General features: G+C 57.4%; 19 protein-coding genes, 1 other RNA gene and 1 pseudogene. 17 read left to right on the top strand and 4 right to left on the bottom strand.

The features are described from left to right. Positions 1-66: 66 nt before the first annotated feature. The 4 genes and pseudogenes from fbaA to HB631_RS08125 all read left to right on the top strand — a co-directional run bounded on the left by fbaA (position 67) and on the right by HB631_RS08125 (position 4,439). On the top strand, positions 67-1,143 hold the full coding sequence (fbaA, locus tag HB631_RS08140; protein WP_213990652.1) for a class II fructose-bisphosphate aldolase: 1,077 nt from the start codon (positions 67-69) through the stop codon (positions 1,141-1,143). Between the two features lie 207 nt (positions 1,144-1,350). Next, on the top strand, positions 1,351-2,268 hold the full coding sequence (gene mscS, locus HB631_RS08135; RefSeq protein ID WP_213990651.1) for a small-conductance mechanosensitive channel MscS: 918 nt from the start codon (positions 1,351-1,353) through the stop codon (positions 2,266-2,268). Between the two features lie 462 nt (positions 2,269-2,730). Next, positions 2,731-3,348: pseudogene (locus HB631_RS08130) on the top strand (LysE family transporter); the annotation flags it as partial. 365 nt (positions 3,349-3,713) lie between these two features. Further along, complete coding sequence (locus tag HB631_RS08125; RefSeq protein WP_213990649.1) at positions 3,714-4,439, top strand: oxidative stress defense protein; 726 nt, start codon at positions 3,714-3,716, stop codon at positions 4,437-4,439. Here the strand turns inward: HB631_RS08125 and HB631_RS08120 are convergent. Continuing rightward, positions 4,436-5,329 (bottom strand): LysR family transcriptional regulator ArgP, encoded by an 894-nt coding sequence (locus HB631_RS08120; protein ID WP_213990648.1) that lies wholly within the window; start codon positions 5,327-5,329, stop codon positions 4,436-4,438. The two genes, HB631_RS08125 and HB631_RS08120, sit on opposite strands and share 4 nt — an antisense overlap. A gap of 177 nt (positions 5,330-5,506) precedes the next feature. Here HB631_RS08120 and rpiA point away from each other — a divergent pair, with 177 nt between their 5' ends. The 6 genes from rpiA to HB631_RS08090 all read left to right on the top strand — a co-directional run bounded on the left by rpiA (position 5,507) and on the right by HB631_RS08090 (position 12,288). Then, complete coding sequence (gene rpiA, locus HB631_RS08115; RefSeq protein ID WP_213990647.1) at positions 5,507-6,163, top strand: ribose-5-phosphate isomerase RpiA; 657 nt, start codon at positions 5,507-5,509, stop codon at positions 6,161-6,163. A 335-nt stretch (positions 6,164-6,498) separates the two neighbouring features. After that, a complete protein-coding gene (gene serA, locus HB631_RS08110) occupies positions 6,499-7,731 on the top strand; it encodes a phosphoglycerate dehydrogenase (RefSeq protein ID WP_213990646.1) in 1,233 nt (410 codons plus the stop codon). 576 nt (positions 7,732-8,307) lie between these two features. Further along, a complete protein-coding gene (locus HB631_RS08105; protein WP_213990645.1) occupies positions 8,308-9,261 on the top strand; it encodes a 2-keto-3-deoxygluconate permease in 954 nt (317 codons plus the stop codon). Next, positions 9,258-10,532, top strand: a complete 1,275-nt coding sequence (locus HB631_RS08100) for a four-carbon acid sugar kinase family protein (RefSeq protein ID WP_213990644.1) — start codon at positions 9,258-9,260, stop codon at positions 10,530-10,532. The genes HB631_RS08105 and HB631_RS08100 overlap by 4 nt, the downstream gene beginning before the upstream one ends. Further along, the gene (locus HB631_RS08095; RefSeq protein WP_213990940.1) at positions 10,492-11,505 is read left to right on the top strand and encodes a D-threonate 4-phosphate dehydrogenase; all 1,014 of its coding nucleotides are present in this window, start codon (positions 10,492-10,494) and stop codon (positions 11,503-11,505) included. Before HB631_RS08100 ends, HB631_RS08095 begins: the two co-directional genes overlap by 41 nt. 24 nt (positions 11,506-11,529) lie before the next feature. Further along, complete coding sequence (locus tag HB631_RS08090) at positions 11,530-12,288, top strand: DeoR/GlpR family DNA-binding transcription regulator (protein WP_213990643.1); 759 nt, start codon at positions 11,530-11,532, stop codon at positions 12,286-12,288. A 127-nt stretch (positions 12,289-12,415) separates the two neighbouring features. Here the strand turns inward: HB631_RS08090 and HB631_RS08085 are convergent, their stop codons facing one another. The 3 genes from HB631_RS08085 to zapA all read right to left on the bottom strand — a co-directional run bounded on the left by HB631_RS08085 (position 12,416) and on the right by zapA (position 13,642). Continuing rightward, a complete protein-coding gene (locus HB631_RS08085; protein ID WP_213990642.1) occupies positions 12,416-13,015 on the bottom strand; it encodes a 5-formyltetrahydrofolate cyclo-ligase in 600 nt (199 codons plus the stop codon). A 21-nt stretch (positions 13,016-13,036) separates the two neighbouring features. Then, positions 13,037-13,220: non-coding RNA, 6S RNA (ssrS, locus tag HB631_RS08080), on the bottom strand. A gap of 92 nt (positions 13,221-13,312) precedes the next feature. Then, positions 13,313-13,642 carry a cell division protein ZapA gene (gene zapA / locus HB631_RS08075; RefSeq protein ID WP_213990641.1) on the bottom strand — a complete coding sequence of 110 codons (330 nt, stop codon included), beginning with the start codon at positions 13,640-13,642 and terminating at the stop codon, positions 13,313-13,315. A 336-nt stretch (positions 13,643-13,978) separates the two neighbouring features. Between zapA and HB631_RS08070 the strand changes: the two genes are divergently transcribed. The 7 genes from HB631_RS08070 (at position 13,979) to gcvP (ending at position 23,222) form a co-directional block, all read left to right on the top strand. Continuing rightward, a complete protein-coding gene (locus HB631_RS08070) occupies positions 13,979-14,560 on the top strand; it encodes a YecA family protein (RefSeq protein WP_213990640.1) in 582 nt (193 codons plus the stop codon). Between the two features lie 82 nt (positions 14,561-14,642). Then, positions 14,643-15,956, top strand: a complete 1,314-nt coding sequence (pepP, locus tag HB631_RS08065; RefSeq protein ID WP_213990639.1) for a Xaa-Pro aminopeptidase — start codon at positions 14,643-14,645, stop codon at positions 15,954-15,956. Positions 15,957-15,959: 3 nt separating this feature from the next. Then, positions 15,960-17,138 carry a 2-octaprenyl-6-methoxyphenyl hydroxylase gene (gene ubiH, locus HB631_RS08060; RefSeq protein ID WP_213990638.1) on the top strand — a complete coding sequence of 393 codons (1,179 nt, stop codon included), beginning with the start codon at positions 15,960-15,962 and terminating at the stop codon, positions 17,136-17,138. Between the two features lie 28 nt (positions 17,139-17,166). Beyond that, positions 17,167-18,396: an FAD-dependent 2-octaprenylphenol hydroxylase gene (gene ubiI, locus HB631_RS08055; RefSeq protein ID WP_213990637.1), complete on the top strand. Its 1,230-nt coding sequence runs from the start codon at positions 17,167-17,169 to the stop codon at positions 18,394-18,396. A 340-nt stretch (positions 18,397-18,736) separates the two neighbouring features. Then, positions 18,737-19,837 (top strand): glycine cleavage system aminomethyltransferase GcvT, encoded by a 1,101-nt coding sequence (gene gcvT, locus HB631_RS08050; protein WP_213990636.1) that lies wholly within the window; start codon positions 18,737-18,739, stop codon positions 19,835-19,837. Between the two features lie 22 nt (positions 19,838-19,859). Next, entirely contained in the window at positions 19,860-20,267 is a 408-nt protein-coding gene (gcvH, locus tag HB631_RS08045) for a glycine cleavage system protein GcvH (protein WP_213990635.1), read from the top strand. A 90-nt stretch (positions 20,268-20,357) separates the two neighbouring features. Then, on the top strand, positions 20,358-23,222 hold the full coding sequence (gene gcvP / locus HB631_RS08040) for an aminomethyl-transferring glycine dehydrogenase (RefSeq protein WP_213990634.1): 2,865 nt from the start codon (positions 20,358-20,360) through the stop codon (positions 23,220-23,222). The last annotated feature ends 17 nt before the right edge of the window (positions 23,223-23,239 follow it).

Genomic DNA, 23,239 nt, shown 5'->3' with positions numbered 1-23,239 from the left:
AGGCTGTTCGGGGCAACGGTGTCCGATTCCTCTTTTTTAATGGCCTACAAAACAGGACAAAGCAATATGTCTAAGATTTTTGATATTGTAAAACCAGGTGTCATCACCGGTGACGATGTACAGAAAGTGTTTGCCGTAGCGAAGGAAAACCACTTTGCTCTGCCCGCCGCTAACTGCGTAGGCACCGATTCAATCAATGCCGTGCTGGAAGCCGCCGCCAAAGTGCGCGCGCCGGTCATCGTTCAGTTTTCCAACGGCGGCGCGGCGTTTATCGCCGGCAAAGGCCTGAAGGCTGAAGGCCAGACTCCGTCCGTGCTGGGCGCTATTTCCGGTGCGCTGCATGTGCACCATATGGCTGAACATTACGGCGTGCCGGTCATCCTGCACACCGACCACTGCGCCAAAAAACTGCTGCCCTGGCTTGACGGCCTGCTTGACGCCGGCGAAAAACATTTCGCCAAGACCGGTAAGCCGTTGTTCTCTTCCCATATGATCGATCTTTCGGAAGAGCCGCTGGAAGAAAACGTTGCCATCTGCAGTAAATATCTGGCCCGTATGGCAAAGATCAATATGACCCTGGAAATCGAACTGGGCTGCACCGGTGGTGAAGAAGACGGCGTCGATAACAGCCATTTGGACAATTCTTCGCTGTATACCCAGCCGGAAGACGTTGCTTATGCGTATGAAAAGTTGAATGCCATCAGCCCCCGTTTCACCATCGCCGCTTCTTTCGGTAACGTGCATGGAGTTTACAAGCCGGGCAACGTGAAACTGACCCCGAAAATCCTGGATAACTCGCAAAAATTCGTTTCCGAAAAATACGGCTTGCCGGCTAATTCCCTGAACCTGGTGTTCCACGGCGGTTCGGGCTCCACCCCGGAAGAAATCAAGGAAGCGGTGAGCTACGGCGTGGTTAAAATGAACATCGATACCGATACCCAATGGGCAACCTGGGAAGGTATTCTGAAGTACTACCACAAGAACGCCGGTTATCTGGAATCGCAGTTGGGCAACCCTGAAGGCGACGATAAACCAAACAAGAAATACTACGATCCGCGCGCCTGGCTGCGTGCCGGCCAAGCGTCCATGGCTGCCCGTCTTGAACTGGCATTCCATGAACTGAACGCTGTCGACGTATTGTAATTTCCCGTTCGGCAATAAATGTTTTGATAAAAGGCCTCCGATTTGGAGGCCTTTAACATAATGAAATATAGGAATATTCCTGCTCTTTTTTCTGCCGTAAATTGGCACTGAAAACGATTATTGGTTAGGCTTAAGAAACTCCGTTGTCGTCGGCAGTTACGGCCGGCCGGTTTTTTTTCGCAATACACCAGAGGGCAGGAAAACAGAATGGAAGACCTAAACGTCGTCGATAAAATCGACCATGCCGGCAACTGGCTGGCCAATAACGAGCAGTTACTGGTTTCTTACGCGGTGAATGTCGTTGCCGCCATCATCATCCTCATTGCCGGGATCCTTATCGCCAAAGTGATTTCCCGCACCATCAATCAACTCATGCGGGCGCGTCACATCGATATCACGGTGGCTGACTTCCTGTCGGCGATTATCCGTTACGGCATCATCATCTTTACGGTGATCGCCGCGCTGGGGCGGGTGGGCGTTCAAACCGCCTCGGTCATCGCGGTTATCGGCGCCGCCGGCCTGGCGGTGGGTTTGGCCCTGCAAGGGTCGCTGTCCAATTTTGCCGCAGGGGTCCTGCTGGTGACCTTCCGGCCCTTTCGCGCCGGCGAGTATGTGGACTTCGCCGGTACCGCCGGCACGGTGCTGATCGTGCAGATTTTTTCCACCACCGTGCGCACCTACGACGGATTACTGATCGTACTGCCCAATAATAAGATCCTGGCAGGCAATATCACCAATTTTTCCCGCGAACCTAACCGGCTGGTGAATCTCACCATCAGCGTCAGCTACGACGCTGATATCAATACGGTCAAAAAGGTGATTACCGATATCATTAATGCGGACAGCCGCGTGCTGAAAAATCTGGGCATTACCGTGGGACTTAATAATCTGGGGGCGTCGTCACTGGATTTTATGGTGCGGGCCTGGGTGAAAAGCGGCGACCTGCAAAATGTGAACTTTGACTGGCTTGAAAAATTCAAACATGCCTTCGATGAGCGTCAAATCGGCATACCTTACTCGCAAATGGATGTGCATATGTACCGCACCCCCAAGCCGCAGAATGCCGCCAACGAGGACGAAAGCAAAAAACCGGCTCCAGCGACCGACAATCCCACAGCACGGTAGGCCCGCGATCACCGAACATGACAACGAGCCTGTCAAAGTGAGCGCGTGTTAAAGGGAGAGCGTGCCGATAGGGTCGAAGCGGGCGTGGTTTTTCCGCCCGCCGGAGCGCCCTACGGCGCGCTAGGCCCGCTATCACCTAACCTGACAACGAGCCTGTCAAAGTGAACGCGTGTTAAAGGGAGACCGCGTTTGCTGAGGCCGGGTCGAATCGGGCATGGTTTTTCTGCCCGACCGAGCGCCCACAGCACGGTAGGCCCGCTATCACCGACCGTGACAACGAGCCGGTCAACGTGAGCGGATGCTGATGGGTGCCCCCCCGCAGCCCGGCCCGCTGCCCTCGGGCCACCCCCCCCCCCTCATTATTAGTTTTGCTAATTATTAATTAGAAATTTCCATTTCAACTGATGGCCGCTTTTCACTACACTGCCGGTATTTGCTATTGAATAACTGAAGGAATACGGCGTGTTGGCAATATTTTTCCAGGGATTTGCCCTGGGCATGGCGACCATAGTCCCGCTGGGACCACAAAATGTGCTGGTGATGAATCAAGGCATCCGGCGGCAACACCACCTGCTGATCGCTTCCCTGTGCCTGCTCAGCGACATGATACTGATTATGGCGGGCGTATTCGGCGGCAGCGCGCTGCTGTCGCGATCGTCCATCCTGCTGCAAGGGGTCACCCTGGCCGGAGTGATCTTTCTCACCGTCTATGGCTATACCGCCGTCAGACATGCCTGGCGCGGCGGCGGGGCAATAGCGTCCCAAACCGAAATGCGCCCCTCAACCCGGCGACGCGTGGTCATTACCATGCTGGCGGTGACCTGGCTCAATCCCCACGTCTATCTGGATACCCTGGTGGTGCTGGGCAGCCTCGGCGGCCAGTTAGAGCCCATGGCGCGACGTTTTTTTGCCGCCGGCTCCATCGGCGCCTCCGTGGTCTGGTTTTACGCACTGGCTCTGCTGTCGGCGCGTCTCTCCCCCTGGCTGAACCGGCCGCCGGTACAACGGGGCATCCAACTGTTTGTGGGGATCGTCATGTGGATGGTGGCGTTGAAGCTGGCTTTCCAGGCCTGGCCGCTATCGTGGCCGACTATACCCGTCATGTTTCAAGTTGCAGGTGTGTTGGCTGCGTTCGTTCACCCGAATCACTTACTTGTGTAAGCTCATCGGGGTTCTCTCGCTTGCCGCCTGCCCGCAACTCGAAATCTATAGGGTATAGGTTGTCTCAAATGCCCCGATTGAAGACTCCTCCTATATTTTATCGGATGTACGGTGCGTTAAGCTGCCTGCGCAGCATAACCAAACGGTAAATATCTGCAAATAACCTGGCCACAAGACGAAAATCGGTAATGATATGCTGCATCAGCAATAGCGTTCAACGTGCCGCCTTGCCGCAACCTGAAAGACGGCGGGTACATACGCAATTCAACTCGACGGGAGGTATCATGAAGGTAAAGGCATTGGCATTAGCCGCCATAGTGGGGTGGGGAGTACTATCGACCCAGGCGCCGGCCGCGGAGCTGCCCGCCGGGCCCCATGTGATTACCTCGGGGACTGCGAGCGTGGAGGCGGTGCCGGATATCGCCACCCTGACCATTGTGGTGTCCATCTCGTCCAAGGACGCCGGCGATGCCAAAAATCAGGCCGATGCGCGCGTGGCGCAATATTTTGATTTCCTGGCGAAAAGCGGTGTTGAAAAGCGAGACATTTTTGCCGCCAATCTCCTGATCCAACCCGACTATGATTTCCTGAAAACCGGCGAATCGGTGCTTCGAGGTTACCGTGCGGTGCGCCAGGTACAGGTTACGGTGCGGCAGCTGGATAAACTCAATGAGATACTGGACGGCGCGCTGAAATCCGGCCTGAACGAAATCAGGGCGGTGGAGTTTGGGGTCGCCAATCCGGGCGCCTATCGCGACAAGGCGCTTGCGCAGGCCATGGCAAACGCCACCTCCCAGGCCCGCGCGCTGGCTGCGGGCTTCAATACCCAGTTGGGGCCTATATTCAGTATCCGCTACCATGTGTCAAACTTTCAGCCGATGCCGGTGGCCCGGATGTTCAAAGCCAATGACGCCATGGCGCAAACCGATGCCGCGCAAACCTACGCGCAGCAAACCATCCGTTTCGACGATCAGGTGGACGTGGTGTTCGAGCTGCGGCCCCAGCCTTAAACCTGGCGCAGCGCCTTGCGTCCATAGGATAGCAAGGCATCGGTCACTTTACGCATCATCCGGCTTTCCGGCGCAAAACGATGCCAGAACAGCATCCGGCGCTGGAACAGCCCCGGCGTGAGATCAATCAGCTCGCCGTTGTCCAGTTCCCTTTCGATTTGCAGATGGGGGATCATGCAACAGGTGGTGCCCTGGCGGGCCAGTTGGACAAACGCTTCCGACGAGTTGACGATATGGCAGGGTACGCTGCCCGGCGGCAGATCGAAGTTTTGCTGCAAAAACGCCTGGTGCATATCGTCGAGATGATCGAACGCCACCGCCGGCGCTTTCAGCAGCGCGCTGCGGGTGACGCCGTTCGGGAAGTAGCGGTCGGCAAAAGGTTTCGAGGCCACGAACAGGTAATCGAGGGCGCCCAATTGGTCCACCAGGCAACTGGGCAGCGGCTGTGGCTGGATACTCACCGCTCCCACCACTTCACCACGCCGTAAGCGTTCCTGAGTACGGGTTTCATCCTCCACCTGCAAATTGAGCCGGATGGGCGAATCGGTCAGCACCGGTTTCAGCGCCGGCAGCAGCCAGGTGGCCAAGCTATCGGCATTAACCGCCAGGGATAACAGCAGGGGGGTGTCGCCGCCGTTATCGCTGCCAAGCCATTCATCTTCCAGCAATTCAACCTGATGCAATAATGCCAACAGCTTTTGGCCCTGTTCCGTTGGCCGGGGCGGGACGGTCCGTACCAGCAGCGGCTGGCCGAACAGGTTTTCCAATTGTTTAATACGCTGCGATACCGCGGATTGCGTTATACAGAGTTTCTGCGCGGCACGTTCGAAACCTCGTTCACGTATCACGGCGTCGAGCGCCTGCAGCGTTCGATAGTCCGGGCGTTTCATTAAATCTTCGTCCCCTAACGTCGGTATATCCCTGCACTATGCCATAGTTTTGCCCCGTTAAGGTCTTAAAATCTTAACGGTGATGCCCGTGCGTACCGTTGCGGCGGAATACAAGCTTTTTGGCTGAATATTGCTTTATAATACGCACAAGATGGGTTTCCACAGGCAAAACATACCATGACGCAGGATGAACTGAAAAAAGCGGTGGGCTGGGCGGCATTAAAATACGTGCAACCCGGTACCATTGTCGGGGTCGGCACCGGTTCCACCGCCGCGCATTTTATTGACGCGCTGGGCACGATGAAACACCAGATAGACGGGGCGGTATCCAGCTCTGAGGCGTCGTCGGCGAAATTAAAAGCACTGGGTATTCCATTGCTTGATTTAAACAGCGTGGATTCACTGGATATCTATGTTGACGGGGCGGATGAAATCAACAGCCATATGCAGATGATCAAAGGCGGCGGCGCGGCGCTGACCCGGGAAAAAATCATCTCCGCGGTGGCGCGACGGTTTATCTGCATTGTCGATGCCTCAAAACAAGTGGATATATTGGGTAGCTTTCCCCTGCCGGTGGAAGTGATTCCCATGGCGCGGTCCTATGTGGCCCGTGAGCTGGTGAAGCTGGGCGGTTTGCCCGAATATCGCCAGGGTGTGGTGACGGATAACGGCAATATCATCCTTGATGTGCGTAACCTCCGTATCCTGGACGCGGTGGCGCTGGAAGATAAAATCAACAGCCTGCCCGGCGTGGTTACCGTCGGCTTGTTTGCGCGGCGCGGCGCGGACGTGGCGCTGATAGGCACCCCGCAAGGGGTCAAGGTTCTCGAATAAGTGCCGGAATTACCTTGCGCGGGCAGGGCGGCGATGATGATTTTCATCATCGGCGGCTTGCTTGTGGCAGCGGGGTAAGTGTTAATTTTGTTTACATAGCATCTTTTAATTCTTTGTCTGAAATTCAGTGATAAATATCACATACCGGTCATTTTATTGCCATATATAGGACGCATTCCTGTCCCTCCAGAGGAATTATCCATAGCAATCACTTATGTTCGTCTCTTATGCTCTGCGCACATAACTTAATGAACTTGCCGATGCGGCAATATTTGTTATTTTGTCCGGGTGCTGTGTTTTACAGCCGCTTCTGAAGTATCAAAAAGGGTCGGGAAATGGCGAAAGTATCGTTGGAAAAAGACAAAATCAAATTTTTATTGGTAGAGGGCGTCCATCAGACCGCCATCGATAATCTGCGGCATGCCGGTTATACCAATATTGAATACCATAAAGGCGCATTGGACACCGAATCACTGAAGGCATCTATTCGCGATGCGCATTTTGTCGGCATCCGATCCCGCACCAATTTGACGGAAGAGGTGTTTGCCGCCGCGGAGAAATTGGTGGCGGTGGGCTGCTTTTGTATCGGCACCAATCAGGTTGATCTCATAGCCGCCCTGAAACGGGGTGTGCCGGTGTTCAATGCGCCTTTTTCCAATACGCGATCCGTGGCTGAGCTGGTGATCGGCGAGATGCTGCTGATGATCCGCGGCGTGCCGGAAGCCAATGCCAAAGCCCATCGCGGCCAGTGGAACAAACAGGCGCAGGGCAGCTTCGAGGCCCGGGGGAAAAAGCTGGGCATCATCGGTTATGGTCACATCGGTACGCAACTGGGTGTCCTGGCGGAAAGCCTGGGTATGCAGGTCTACTTTTATGATATCGAGAGTAAGCTGCCGCTGGGTAATGCCCATCAGGTGGAATCGCTGCCGGAATTGCTGAGCATCAGCGATGTGGTGACCCTGCACGTGCCTGATACCCACTCCACCCGTAATATGATGGGGGAGGCGGAATTTGGCCATATGAAGAAAGGCGCGTTGTTTATCAACGCCGCCCGCGGTACGGTGGTGGATATTCCGGCGCTGTGCGATGCGTTGGCCGCTAAGCATCTTGGCGGCGCCGCCGTGGATGTGTTCCCTGAGGAACCCGCCACCAATGCCGATCCGTTCAATTCCCCTCTGTGCGAGTTTGACAATGTAATCCTGACGCCGCATATCGGCGGGTCGACCCAGGAAGCGCAGGAGAACATCGGTACGGAAGTGGCCGGTAAACTGGTTAAATATTCCGATAACGGCTCTACCCTGTCGGCGGTGAATTTCCCGGAGGTTTCTTTACCGGAGCATGGGAAAAACGTCAGCCGGCTGTTGCATATTCATGAGAACCGTCCCGGTATCCTGACTCGTATAAACCAGATTTTTGCCGAACAGAGCATCAATATTGCCGCCCAGTATCTGCAAACCACGCCGGAAATCGGCTATGTGGTAATCGATGTGGAAACCGATGCGGAAAATACCGCTTTGCAATTGCTTAAGGCGATACCCGGCACGATCCGCGCTCGTTTGCTGTACTGAGTGTTCGGCCCCGAGCGGGGCCGGGCGCCTTGTGGGATACCTTTCTCCCTTTAACAGGCTCGTTGCACGATCGATGGTCGCGGGCCCACCGTACTATGGGGCGCTCCGGCGGGGGGAAAAACCACGCCCGCTTCGGCCCCATCAGCATGGTCTCCCTTTAACAGGCTCGTTGCACGATCGATGGTCGCGGGCCCACCCTACTAGGCGCACTCCGGCGGGCGGAAAAACCACGCCCGCTTCGGCCCTGTCGGCACGCTCTCCCTTTAACACGCCCGCTTCGGCCCTGTCGGCACGCTCTCCCTTTAACACGCCCGCTTCAGCCTATGCTTCCTTCACACGCGCTTGTTTCACTATACGTTCCTTTCAACGCTTAATGCCGTCGGTATAGCGGTTACGCTTTTTTGCTGATCATGCGCGTGCGGATTGCGCTATTGTGATTTAATACAATCAAAATAATCTTATTTAAAATTGATTCTGTTTATTATGACGGGTAATAATCAGATCCAGATCGCATTTTTTTAGTTTTGACTCAATATAATCATTATGATTAAATGTAATCATAATTATGAGGGCAAAATGAAAATCAAAGCCACTATCGAGAGAGTGCCTGGGGGCATGATGCTGGTCCCGCTGATTCTCGCCGCCTTACTCAATACCTTTGCTCCGCAATCATTGGAGATCGGAGGCTTTACCTCGGCGCTGTTTAAGCATGGCGCCTTGCCGCTGATCGGGGCGTTTTTACTCTGCATGGGTGCGGGAATCAGTTTCAAGGCCGCTCCCCGGGCGTTGCTGCAGGGGACTACCATCACGGTGACCAAGGTGTTGGTGGGGGTTGTATTGGGATTCGGCATTGAACATATCTTCGGTACCGGCGGCATTTACGGCCTCTCCAGCCTGACGGTCATCGTGGCGATGGCGAATGCCAACGGCGGCCTTTACGCCGCGCTGGTGGGGGAGTACGGCAACGAGCGGGATCTCGGCGCCATTTCCATTTTGTCCCTTGGCGACGGTCCGCTGTTTACCATGATAGCCCTGGGGGCGGCGGGTATGGCCAATATTCCGTTTATGGCCTTGGTGGCGGTGCTGGTGCCGATACTGGTGGGCATGATTCTAGGGAATCTTGATCATCAAATGCGTGATTTTCTCACGCGCGGCGGTCCGATTTTGATTCCTCTGTTCGCTTTTGCCCTGGGAGCAGGCATCAATCTTGATATGCTGGTGAAGGGCGGGGTGGCGGGGGTCGTACTGGGTGTTCTGGTGACGGTCCTGGGCGGTTTCTTTAATATCCGGGTCGATCGGCTGGTGGGGGGCTCCGGTATCGCCGGCGCCGCGGCGTCAAGCACCGCGGGCAACGCCGTGGCGACGCCGTTGGCCATTGCTCAGGCCGATCCTTCCATGGCGTCGGCCGCGGCGGCGGCGGCGCCCCTGATTGCCGCCTCGGTGATTACCACCGCCATCCTGACCCCGTTACTTTGTGCCTGGGTGGCAAAACGGAATGCCGCATCGGTGCTGAAGGAGAATAAAGCATGAAACTGGTGGTGATTGCCGATGATTTTACCGGGGCTAACGATACCGGCGTGCAGTTTGCAAAGAAAGGGGCAAGGACCGAGGTGTTGCTTGATGAGCGGGCCGCGATCTCGCCGCGGGCCGATGTCCTGGTGATCAATACCGAAAGCCGGGCGCTGGGTGCAAAACAGGCGGGAGAGGAAGTCAGCCGGGCGTTGCGGCCGTTTTTTCAGGAGGACGCCGGGCAACCGGTGATTTACAAAAAAATCGACTCCACCTTTCGGGGTAATGTCGGGGCGGAAATCGACGCCGCCATGCAGGCAAGCGGAGCCATGCTGGCCATTATCGCCGCCGCCATTCCGGCGGCGGGCCGTACCACCCGTGAGGGGCAGTGTCTGGTGCAGGGAGTTCCCCTGGTGGAAACCGAGTTCGCCAGCGATCCGAAGACACCGATTTTATCCTCGCACATCGGCACGCTGATCGGTTTACAGAGCGCATTACCGGTTTATGAGGCGGGGCTTGAGACGGTGCGGGGCAACGGGCTTACTGCCTACCTGCAGCAGATGGCCACCAAAGGACCCTGCTGCGTGGTGATGGACGCCGAGCTGGACGGTGATTTGGTACAGATTGCCCAGGCGGTGAGCAGTCTGACGGTTTCTTATATTTTGGTCGGCGCGGCGGGCCTGGCCAACGCCTTACCTTCCGCGAGCTATCTCACGCCCAAACAGCGTCTGCCGGTGCTGGCGGTGGCCGGTTCCATGAGTGAAATAACCCAGCGGCAAATCGCCTTTGCGGTGCGGGAGAAGTCGCTGGGTATTGTGGACATTGATGTTGAAGCGCTGCTGGCGTCACCGGAACCGCAGACGATAATCCCTTACGTCCGGTCGGCGGTGGCGGTGCTCGAGGATCGGCAGCACTGTGTCTTGCGCACCTGCCGTGACGCCGGGGCGCGGCAGGCTATTGACGGATTGTGCCGTCAATACGGCTATACGCGCCAGCAGTTGGGGGATTATATCGGTTTGCGGCTCGGCGAGGTCACCCGGCAAATTATCGCCGAAACCCAAATAGGCGGGCTGTTTCTCACCGGCGGCGATATCGCCATCGCCGTGGCCCGTGCCCTTGGGGCCGAGGGATATCGCATAGCCGCGGAGGTGGCGCCTTGCGTGCCCTGCGGCACCTTTGTCAACAGCGAGATTGATGATTTACCGGTGATAACCAAAGCCGGCGGTTTTGGTAATGAAACCACCTTGCGCGATGCACTTTATTTTATTGAGGAGATGTACAGTGGTAAATAAAACCATAGCAATCACGATGGGTGACCCGGCGGGCATCGGCCCGGAAATTATTTTGAAATCCCTGGCGCAGGGGGATCTGTCAGGATGCAGGGCCGTGGTGGCGGGCTGTTTGCAAACCCTGCGGCGCATACAGGCATTGGGCATTACCCCGACGGCTGAGCTGAAGGTCATCGAACGGGTGGACCAGGCGGTGTTCGCCCCCGGCGTCATTAACGTTATCGATGTGCCGCTGGCGGACCCTCAGGCTCTGGTTCCGGGCCAGGTTCAGCCCGCCGCCGGCGATTTGGCCTATCGTTGCATCGCCAAGGCCACGGCCATGGCGATGGCGGGGGAGGTGCAGGGAATAGCCACCGCCCCGCTCAACAAAGAAGCGCTGCATGCCGCCGGGCATATCTATCCGGGGCATACCGAACTGCTGGCGGAACTGACCGACAGCCGCGATTTTGCCATGGTGCTCTACACCGATAAGTTGAAGGTCATCCATGTAAGCACCCATATCGCCTTACGGAAATTCCTCGATACCCTGAACCAGAAGCGGATTGAAACGGTCATCGGCATTGCCGATACGTTTCTTAAACGCGTGGGATTTTCCGCGCCGCGCATCGCGGTGGCCGGGGTCAATCCCCATGCCGGCGAGCATGGTCTGTTCGGCGACGAGGAGATAACCATCGTCGGTCCGGCCATTGAGGCGATGAAAGCCAGGAAAATAAATGTTTTCGGTCCCTGTCCGCCGGACACCGTTTTTCTACAGGCCTATGAGGGCCAATATGACATGGTGGTGGCGATGTATCACGATCAGGGGCATATCCCGTTGAAATTACTTGGTTTTTATGATGGGGTGAATATCACCGCCGGGTTGCCTTTTATCCGGACTTCCGCCGACCACGGTACTGCCTTCGATATTGCCTGGACAGGCAAAGCCAAGTCTGAGAGCATGGCGATATCGATTCAGTTAGCCATGCAACTGGCATAGTCATGGCATAGTTAAGCGGATGTTATGATAGGACAAAGTCGCTTGGATCAGATTATGGATTTTCTAAAAAGCCATAATCTGGTCACTGTAGATCAACTGGTCGCTGCGGTTTCTGCTTCTCCCGCTACCATCCGGCGCGATCTGATTAAACTCGATGAACAGGGTGTGATCAGCCGTAGCCATGGTGGAGTGACCTTAAACCGTTTTGTTCCCAGCCAGCCCACCACCAATGAAAAGATGCAGCGCAATCTGCCGGAAAAAAGGGCTATCGCCGAGATGGCGGCGCAGCTGATTCAGCCCGGCGATTCGGTGGTGCTGGATGCCGGCACCACCATGCTTGAACTGGCGCGCAACCTTACCCACCTGCCGCTGCGGGTGATTACCGCCGATTTGCATATTGCCCTGTTGTTGTCTGAATTCAAACAGATCGAGGTGACGATTATCGGTGGTCGCATCGACGATAGCAGCCAATCCTGTATCGGCGAGCATGGCCGCCAGCTATTGCGCAGTATCTACCCCGATATCGCCTTTATCAGCTGTAATTCCTGGAGCCTGCCCAAAGGCATTACCACTCCCACCGAAGAGAAGGCCGGCCTGAAGCGGGATCTGGCCGCCAATGCCCGGCGGCGGGTGCTGCTGGCGGACAGCAGTAAATATGGCGCTTATTCCCTGTTCTGCGTCTCGCCGCTATCCGACCTGACGCATGTGATAACCGATCGCGGCATTCCCGGCGAGATTGAATCTTCCTTGCGGCAGCAGTCGTTTACCCTGACGCTGGCCTGATTGGCTGATTGGCTGATTGGCTGATTGGCTGATTGGCTGATTGGCTGATTGGCTGATTGGCTGATTGGCTGATTGGCTGATTGGCTGATTGGCTGATTGGCTGATTGGCTGATTGGCTGATTGGCGGTTACCACTGCCAGTGACGGGACGGCGTGATGATTTCGGGCAAAGGGATATCCCAGGGTTCATCCGGCACCTCATCCACCTGCTGGCAATCATGGGCCAGGCCGATGGGGTAAAACCCGGACTCACGCCGCCGGTACTGCAAGGTACGGTCATAGAAGCCGCCGCCCATGCCGAGACGTCGTCCGTCCGCATCAAACGCCACCAGCGGGGTAAACAGCACATCCAGCTGAGCCAGGGGCAGTAATCCGGTAACGTCCAGTTTGGGTTCGCGGATGCGCAGACGATTGAAAACCAGCGGCGTGTCGGCCTCATAACACAGGAACAGCAAATGTCCCGGACTGAACGGGTGCAGCACCGGCAGGTAAACCTGCTGACCGCGCTGCCGTAAGGCCTCGATTATCGGCCGGGTATCCAGTTCACCGTCAAAGGATAAAAACAGCGCCAGGGTTTTGGCGACGGCAACGCGCGGATGCGCCAGCAATCGTGAGCCTACCGCGCTTGCGGCGTCAGCCTGCTGACGGGGGCTTAATGCTCGCCGTGCCTTGCGAATTTGGTTGCGGATTGACTGCCGCAGTATTGATTTGTCCGATGCTGGGATCATAGGAAGACAGTGGTATGAAAGGGGATCTCCGAGATGCCGCCGCAGGCTGTAACCCTTGAACCCATGGTTCAAGGTGAACGCAGCGTTCTAACCTTAAGGCTTCTCGGACGAACCGAGCATGCGCACCAGTTAAAGATCGCCACATTCTTGTGGTATAAATTATCGGCTCAGGGGACGGGCCCGCTGGCGAACACCTCAGAGAAATTTTATTTGTACGATTCGCGCGCTGTAAACCCGGCTGCTATCGTTATTCGTGCTGCTGTTCGAATCGCTTGCTGCTATTCGAACTGCTTACTGCTATTCGAACTGCGTACCCGGACGTTCGGAAATCCGGCCTTGCTCTACCAAGGCTTGTTCAATCGTTTGCTGCAATAACCGGATCCGTTGCTCCATATTGGCCGCATAATCACGGGTTTTCAACCTTTCTTGCGCCAGTTCGTGACAGACGTTCAAGGCGGCGATGAAAACAAGCTGTTCCGTATTGGTGACTCTAGTTCGAACTTTAAGATCTTGCAACCGCTGATTAAGGTCATCAGCCGCCTGGTTCAACGCTTCCTGTTGTTCCGGCGGGCAATTCACCCTCAGCGTGCGACCAAAAATTTGAATATCTACCGGTTGTGCGGACATACCACCTTCCTGCATTGTTACCGCGCCAACGCTTGCCGGCACCCGTTTCACCATTGCGGGAGCAAAAAGCGGACGCTACTATAATCTATATGAAGCCATCGATCACTATATACTTGCCATACTTCAAGTTGCAGGTGCGTTGGCTTTCCTCACTCACCCCAGTCACTTACTCGTGTAAGCTCCTGGGGATTCGCTGCGTTGCCGCCTTCCTGCAACTCGAATTATTTAAAGTATAAACAATAGATATAAAACAGAAGTACAAGCCCTTTCTGGTATAGCAACGGACCTTGGTGGTAGCATAACACGAACTTATCCTGCCAACGACGATGAAAGCGCATGTCTATACAAAATACCTTGCCGGACTATGAAAATCTGAATCAATTGCTGACCCAGCAGGCGGTCGCGTTAACGTCGGCGGAGATGCACGGTTTGATTAGCGGAATGCTGTGCGGAGGCAATCGGGACCATAGCTGGCAGACCCTGGTGCATGAGCTGACCAATGAGGGATTGGCTTTTTCCCAGACCCTGGCGGAACCTTTGCGCCAGCTGCATGAGAGCACCGCCCACTCCCTGGAAGACGAAGAGTTCATGTTTCAGCTGCTGCTGCCGGATGATGACCACGCAACGGTATTTGACCGGGTGGACGCCCTGGCGGGCTGGGTCAATCATTTCCTGCTGGGACTGGGGGTCGTTCAGCCGCAGTTGGATAAAGTCAAAGGGGAGGTGCGCGAAGCCATTGACGATTTGCGTAATATCGGCCAGCTGGGTTATGACGAAGACGAAGATCAGGAGGAGCTGGCGCAGTCCCTGGAAGAAGTCATCGAATATGTCCGTATGGCGGCGATTCTTTGTCATAATGATTTTACACACCCGGAATCGTCCTCGCCGCAGGAAAAACCTAAACCGACATTGCACTGAGCCTGTGGCCCGCTCAAATATCGGGTCGCCGGCACGGCGCTAGCCGGTCAATACCATCACCATGAAGAGGCAGGAGAGAGTGATGACACAACAAGAATATTTACGCCGTCGTCAGGCTTTACTGGCAAAGATGGCTCCGGCCAGCGCCGCCGTGATCTTCGCCGCCCCGGAAGCGACACGTAATGCCGACAGTGAATATCCTTACCGTCAAAACAGCGATTTCTGGTATTTCACCGGTTTCAACGAACCTGAAGCGGCGCTGATCCTGATCAAAAGCGATGAAACCCATCATCACAGCGTACTGTTCAACCGGGTGCGGGATTTAACCGCCGAAACCTGGTACGGCCGCCGCCTGGGCCAGGATGCCGCGCCGGCTAAGCTTGGGGTGGATCGGGCTTTGCCCTGGGATGAAATCAAAAATCAGCTGCACCTGTTATTGAACGGTCTCGATGTGGTGTATCACGCCCAGGGTGAGTACCCCTTCGCCGACGAACTGCTGTTCAAGGCCCTGGCCACGCTGCGGCGCGGTTATCGCCAGCAATTGAAGTCCCCCGCCGCCATAGTGGATTGGCGCCCCTGGGTGCATGAATTACGCTTGTTCAAATCGGCGGAAGAAATAGCCGTGATGCGCCGCGCCGGTGAAATCACCGCCCTGGGCCATACTCGCGCCATGCGGGCCTGCCGGCCGGGCATGTATGAATATCAGCTGGAGGGGGAAATCCTGCACGAATTCAATCGCCACGGCGCGCGTTTCCCCTCCTATAACACCATTGTGGGCAGCGGCGTGAACGGCTGCATACTGCATTACACCGAAAATGAAGCGATCATGAAGGACGGCGATTTGGTGCTGATTGACGCCGGCTGCGAATATCGCGGTTATGCGGGGGATATCACCCGGACGTTTCCGGTGGGCGGGAAATTCAGCGCCGAACAGCGTGCCGTTTATGACATCGTGTTGGATTCGCTGAATACCTCCCTGGCGTTATTCAAGCCGGGCGTCAGCATCCGCGACGTGACCGAGGAAGTGGTGAAAATCATGGTAACCGGCCTGGTGAACCTGGGGGTGCTGAAGGGCGACGTCGCCACCCTGATCGGCCAACAGGCCCACCGGCGTTTTTTCATGCACGGACTGGGTCATTGGCTGGGGCTGGACGTCCATGATGTAGGAGATTACGGTACGCCCGAACGGGGCCGGATCCTGGAACCGGGCATGGTGCTCACCATTGAACCGGGCATCTATATCGCCCTGGACGCGGACGTGCCTTCGGCCTATCGCGGCATCGGCATCCGCATTGAAGACAACATCGTCATTACCGAGCAGGGCAACGAAAATCTCACCGATTCGGTGGTTAAGGATCCGGACGCCATCGAAGCACTGATGGCGGCGGCGCGTTAATCCATGACGGTAATCATCATCGGCGGCGGTATGGCCGGCGCCACACTGGCATTGGCGTTATCCCATTTGACCCAGGGGCGGCTTGACATCGATCTGGTGGAAACCGTCGCCCCCGAAGGGCATCTGCATCCCGGCTATGACGGCCGGGCCATTGCCCTTGCCCAGGGAACCTGCCGGCAGTTGACCGCTATCGGCGTCTGGCCGGCGTTGGCGGCCGGCGCCACCGCCATTACCCAGATCCAGGTCAGCGATCGCGGCCACCTCGGGAAAGTGCGGCTTGACGCCGGTGATTACCGGGTGGCCGCCTTGGGTTACGTGGTGGAGCTGCATGAGGCGGGACAGCGGCTGTTTGCGCTGTTGCGCCAGGCGCCGGGCGTCAGGCTGCATTGTCCCGCCACCGTCACCACCCTGACCCGGCGGCGGGATGATGTGGAAGTGCGGCTGGACAATGGCGGGGTGCTAACCGGCCGGTTGGTGGTGGCGGCGGATGGCTCTCATTCGCCCGCGGCCCGGCAATGCAATATCCAGTGGCGGCAGCAGGATTACCGGCAACTGGCGGTGATCGCCAACGTCTCCACCGCGATGCCCCATCGGGGCAGGGCCTTTGAACGTTTTACCGAACATGGCCCCCTGGCGTTATTGCCTTTGTCCGGCGGGCGCAGCGCGCTGGTATGGTGTTTGCCCGAGTCCCGTAGGGAGGAGGTTGCCGCCTGGGATGACGACGCCTTCAGGACAGCGCTGCAGCTGGCGTTCGGCTGGTCCCTGGGGCGCTTTGTTACCGTCGGGCAACGGCAGGTTTATCCGCTGCACCTGCGTACCGCCTCGCACCATATCTCGCACCGTCTGGCGCTGGTGGGCAATGCGGCGCAGACGTTGCACCCCATAGCCGGACAGGGGTTCAATCTCGGGTTGCGCGACGTGATGACCCTGGCGGAGACGCTGGCGGAGGCGGCGGCACAGGGAATCGATCCCGGCGGGTTTTCGGTATTACAGCGCTATCAACAGCGCAGGCAGCCCGATCAGGCCGGTACGGTGGGCATCACCGACGGGTTAATCGACGTTTTCGCCAATCCGCACCCGCCGCTGGTGATTGCGCGTAATCTGGGTCTGCTGGCCATGGCGCGTTCACCCTGGCTGCGGGACACCCTGGCGCGACGAACCCTGGGCTGGGTGGAGCGTTAATCTCCGGCCCTCAACAAGGATTTCAGCTATGCAAGCATTCGATGTGGTAATCAACGGCGGCGGAATGGTGGGTTTGACCCTGGCCTGCGGCCTGCAGGGCAGCGGTTTGCGCGTGGCGGTGGTTGAGCAGCGGGTGCCGGAAGCGATTCCTCCGGCCCGGAGCCCGGCGCTTCGGGTTTCCGCCATTAATGCCGCCAGCCAGCGTCTGTTGCACCATGTCCAGGTCTGGGACGACATTGTCGCGGTACGCGCCACCCCCTACCGGGGCATGGAGGTCTGGGACAACGACAGCTTCGGCAAAATCGCCTTCGACGGCGGACCGCTGGGATATGAGCAATTGGGCTACATTATTGAAAACCCGGTTATCCATCAGGCGTTGTGGCGCCGGGCCGGTGAGTTATCGGATGTGGAACTGTTTTGCCCGGCGTCGCTGCGGCAAATCGCCTGGGGGGAAAACGAGGCGTTTATTACCCTGGACGACGACCGGATGCTGACCGCCCGGCTGGTGGTGGGGGCTGACGGCGCCGATTCGTGGCTGCGGCGCTATGCGGATATTCCGCTGACCTTTTGGGATTATCAGCATCATGCCCTGGTGGCCACCGTACGTACCGAGCGCCCCCACGGCGGCATTGCCCGCCAGGCGTTTCACGGCGACGGGATCCTGGCGTTTTTGCCGCTGGCACAGCCCGATTTATGCTCCATCGTCTGGTCCCTGCCGCCGGAGCTGGCGGAGCAGCGGCGGCAAATGCCGCCGGAACGATTCACGGCCCAGCTGGCCCGGCATTTTAATCTGGCCCTGGGTTTATGCGAACTGGAAAGCGAACGGCTGACCTTTCCCCTTACCGGCCGCTATGCCCGGGATTTCGCCGCGCACCGGCTGGTATTGGTGGGTGACGCGGCGCATACCGTCCATCCGCTGGCGGGGCAGGGAGTAAACCTGGGATTGATGGACGTGGCGGAATTATTATCGGAACTGCAACGGCTGCAGGCCGCCGGTAAAGATATCGGCCATTATCCCTACTTGCGCCGCTATGAACGCCGTCGCAAGCATAGCGCCGCCGTTATGCTGGCGGGCATGGAGGCGCTGCGCCAGTTGTTTGACGGCAATAATCCGCTGAAGAAATGGGTGCGTGATGCCGGATTACGATTAGCTGATACCCTGCCGGGAGTTAAACCGCGTTTGATTCATCAGGCGATGGGGCTCACCGATCTGCCGGCCTGGTTGGATGAGGATGTCCGTTCGGCTGAAAAAATCTAATTCCACGGTTTTTTTTCATTATTATTTCTAATCCGAAGCCCCGGCGATAATTATAGCAACAGCGTAATGTCGGGGTTTTTTGTTATCAAATTTTGCGTTGACGGCCTCCCATTTATCGTTTATGCGCCGTTATAATCCTTTTGCCAGCACATCATGCTGACGAGGCGGGGAATGTTGTTTATCATTTTCCTTGCCGGCGGGATAATTTAATTTATGGTTTCCCCCGGGATTAGGTGGTAACTTCTGGCAAAAGGTATCGTTTGCGCCGAGTCATGCCATCGTACCTGCAATGTGACGTATGACGGGTATATCGTCCGAGTTGACCACAAAGAGAGAAAAGATGGCCCAGTTGACATCGCTTTATGAACAGCACATCGCGTGCGGCGCAAAAATGGTGGATTTCCATGGTTGGATGATGCCGCTGCATTATGGTTCGCAACTGGAAGAGCATCATCAGGTCCGCCGCGACGCCGGCATGTTCGATGTGTCCCATATGACCATCATCGATCTGAAGGGGGCGCGTACCCGCGAATTTTTGCGTTACCTGCTGGCCAATGACGTGGCAAAGCTGACCCAGCCGGGCAAAGCCCTTTATACCGGGATGCTGAATGCGTCCGGTGGGGTGATTGACGATTTGATAGTCTACTTCCTGACTGAAGCGGACTTTCGCCTGGTGGTGAATTCCGCCACCCGTGAAAAGGACGTGACCTGGGTCACCGACCATGCCGCGCCGTATAATGTCCAGGTGACCGTGCGTGACGATTTGGCGCTGATCGCCGTGCAGGGGCCGCAGGCCCAGGCCAAGGCGGCGACGCTGTTTACGCCGGAGCAGCTGGCGGCGGTGGCCGGCATGAAGCCTTTTTTCGGCGTACAGTCGCAAGATTTGTTTATCGCCACCACCGGCTATACCGGCGAGGCGGGCTATGAAATCGCCCTGCCGAAAACCCGGGTGGAGTCGTTCTGGCAACAGCTGCTGGCGGCAGGGGTCAAACCCTGTGGCCTGGGAGCGCGTGATACTCTGCGTCTCGAAGCCGGCATGAATTTATACGGACAGGAAATGGACGAAAGAATTTCGCCCCTGGCCGCCAATATGGGCTGGACCATCACCTGGCAACCGGAAGACCGTGATTTCATCGGCCGCGAAGCCCTTGAAGCACAGCGCCGCGCCGGCACCGAACAGCTGGTGGGCCTGGTGTTGACCGAAAAAGGCGTGCTGCGCAACGAACAAACGGTGCATTTTACCGACGGCAACGGCAACCGGCAGACGGGGATTATCACCAGCGGATCCTTTTCCCCGACGCTCGGGGTCAGTATTGCCCTGGCCCGCGTACCCGCAGGTATCGGCGAGCAGGCTATAGTATTAATCCGTAACCGCGAAATGCCGGTTAAGGTCACCAAACCTGGTTTTGTCCGCGCCGGTAAACCGGTGGTTCAATTTTAACTTTGCAAGAGTGAGGATGGCGATGAGCAGCAGTGTGCCAAAAGAATTAAAATACACCACGTCCCATGAGTGGGTGCGTGACGAAGGTGAAGGCGTTTACAGCGTCGGTATTACCGAACATGCCCAGGAGTTGTTGGGGGATATGGTCTTTATCGATCTGCCGGAAGTGGGCGCCGAATTTGCCGCCAGCGACGATTGTGCCGTCGCCGAGTCGGTTAAAGCCGCATCGGATATCTATGCACCCATCAGCGGTGAAATCGTGGCGGTGAATGATGAGCTCGAAGCCTCGCCGGAGCTGGTGAACAGTTCCCCTTACACCGACGGCTGGCTGTTTCAGATCAAAGCCTCCGATGAAAGTGAAGTGGCCGCATTGCTCGATGCCGAAGCCTATGAGGCCACCCTCGAAGAAGAAGAAGACGAAGACGAATAACCGCCGCAGCGCCCCGGTGAACCTCCCGGGGCTGTTCCCGACCCGTTTGTGATTTCCCCCGTCCCATGCCCGATGCAGGAATAGTTGTTTATGACCCAGACTCTCAGCCAGCTTGAACACCATGACGCGTTTATCCAGCGCCATATCGGCCCTTCCCCGGAGCAACAGGCGCATATGCTTTCAGCCGTTGGCGCCGCCACCCTGGACGCGTTGATTGGCCAGATCGTTCCCGCTGATATCCAGCTTGCCGCCCCGCCCGCGGTGGGCGAGGCCGCCACCGAAGCCCAGGCGCTCGCGGAACTGAAAGCCATTGCCGGTCGCAATCAGCGCTGTAAAACCTATATCGGCATGGGCTATAGCGCGGTCATCACTCCGCCGGTGATCCTGCGTAATATGCTGGAAAATCCGGGCTGGTACACCGCCTATACGCCTTACCAGCCGGAAGTCTCCCAGGGCAGGCTGGAGGCGTTGCTGAATTTCCAGCAGCTGACGCTGGACTTGACCGGCCTGGATATCGCCTCCGCCTCGCTGCTGGATGAAGCCACCGCGGCGGCGGAAGCCATGGCGCTGGCCAAGCGCGCCAGCAAGCTGAAACAGGCCAACTGCTTTTTTGTCGCTGATGATGTGCACCCGCAGACCCTGGACGTGGTTCGCACCCGCGCGCGCACCTTCGGTTTTGATCTGGTGGTGGGCCATGCCGAGGCGGCGCTGGAACAGACGGGGGTATTCGGGGTTTTACTGCAGCAGGCGGGCACCACCGGCGAGCTCCATGATTATCGCGAACTGCTGGCGGCCCTGAAGGCCCGTCGGATAGTCAGCTGCGTGGCGGCGGATATCATGGCGCTGGTGCTGTTGGCGGCGCCGGGCGCCCAGGGGGCCGATGTGGTATTCGGTTCTTCACAGCGTTTTGGCGTACCCATGGGCTACGGCGGTCCCCACGCGGCATTCTTTGCCGCCCGCGACGAGGTGAAACGTTCCATGCCGGGCCGCATCATCGGCGTCTCCCGCGATGCGGCAGGCAATACCGCTCTGCGCATGGCGATGCAAACCCGCGAACAGCATATCCGGCGTGAAAAAGCCAACTCCAATATTTGTACGTCGCAGGTCCTGCTGGCGAATATCGCCGGTTTATATGCGGTATATCACGGGCCGGCGGGGCTGAAACGCATCGCCGGGCGTATCCATCGCCTGACTTCAATCCTGGCTGCGGGGCTGACCGCCGCCGGCGTAACGCCACGTTTTGCCCGCTGGTTCGATACCCTGACGCTGGATGTGGCGGATAAGGCCGCGGTGCTGGAACGCGCCCGGGAACGCGGCGTTAACCTGCGTGCCGATCTGGACGGCGCGGTGGGGATTACCCTTGATGAAACCACCGGGCGCGAGGATATCGCCGCTCTCTTCGCCATTATAACCGGCAGCGATGGCAGGCTGGATATCGATGCCCTGGATGCGGGCATCGGCGAGGTGATTCCGCCGCAGTGGCTGCGAACCACGCCGATCCTGACCCATCCGGTGTTCAACCGCTATCATAGCGAAACCGATATGATGCGCTATATGCACCGGCTGGAAAACAAGGATCTGGCGCTGAACCAATCCATGATCCCCCTGGGTTCCTGTACCATGAAGCTGAACGCCGCCGCGGAAATGATCCCCATCACCTGGCCGGAATTCGCCGAGCTGCATCCGTTTTGCCCGCCCGAACAGGCGGCCGGTTATCAGCATATGATAGCCCAGCTCTCCCGCTGGCTGGTGCAATTGACCGGCTATGACGCGCTGTGCATGCAGCCTAATTCAGGCGCCCAGGGCGAGTATGCCGGTATGCTGACCATACGGCGTTATCACGAGAGCCGGAACGAAGGCGGTCGCCATCTCTGCCTGATCCCCAGCTCAGCCCACGGCACCAATCCGGCTTCCGCGCAGATGGCGGGCATGTCGGTTGTCGTGGTGGCCTGCGATAAAAACGGCAATATCGATTTGCACGACCTGCGCGAGAAAGCCGAACAGGCCGGCGACGCGTTGTCCTGCATCATGGTGACCTATCCTTCCACCCACGGCGTGTATGAAGAGACGATCCGCGAGGTGTGCCAGATAATTCATCAGTACGGCGGCCAGGTGTACTTGGACGGCGCCAATATGAACGCCCAGGTGGGCATTACCTCGCCGGGTTACATCGGCGCCGATGTGTCGCATCTTAACCTGCACAAAACCTTTTGTATTCCTCACGGCGGCGGCGGACCGGGCATGGGACCCATCGGCGTGAAAGCCCATTTGGCGCCGTTTGTTCCGGGCCACTCCGTGCTGCACATCGATGGGGTATTGACCCGGCAGGGCGCGGTTGCCGCCGCGCCGTTCGGCAGCGCTTCCATCCTGCCCATCAGCTGGATGTATATTCGTATGATGGGCGCGCAGGGTCTTAAGCAGGCCAGCCAGGTGGCGATTTTGAACGCCAACTATATCGCCAGCCGTTTGAACGCGGCGTTTCCGGTGCTTTACAGCGGCCGCGACGGCCGGGTGGCCCATGAGTGCATTTTGGATATCCGTCCGCTGAAGGACGCTACCGGTATCAGTGAAATGGATATCGCCAAGCGTCTTATCGACTACGGTTTCCATGCCCCCACCATGTCATTCCCGGTGGCCGGTACGTTGATGGTGGAGCCCACCGAATCGGAAAGCCAGGCGGAGTTGGATCGGTTTATCGATGCCATGCTGGCGATTCGCGGCGAGATCGATCGGGTTGCCAAAGGCGAGTGGCCGCTGGAGGATAATCCGCTGGTTAACGCGCCGCATATCGAGCGCGAGCTGGCGGGTGACTGGACCCATCCCTATAGTCGTGAAACGGCGGCGTTTCCGGCGGGCTTCGAGCATAAGTACTGGCCGAGCGTCAAGCGTCTGGACGATGTGTATGGGGATCGTAATCTGTTCTGTTCTTGCGTGCCGATCGGCGATTATGAATAGGCCGTAACCGGCGCCAT

Source organism: Sodalis sp. dw_96, from assembly GCF_018449575.1.
GTDB lineage: Bacteria > Pseudomonadota > Gammaproteobacteria > Enterobacterales > Enterobacteriaceae > Acerihabitans.
The sequence above is the reverse complement of the archived record's forward strand: the minus strand, read 5'-3'. Positions and strand labels throughout refer to the sequence as shown.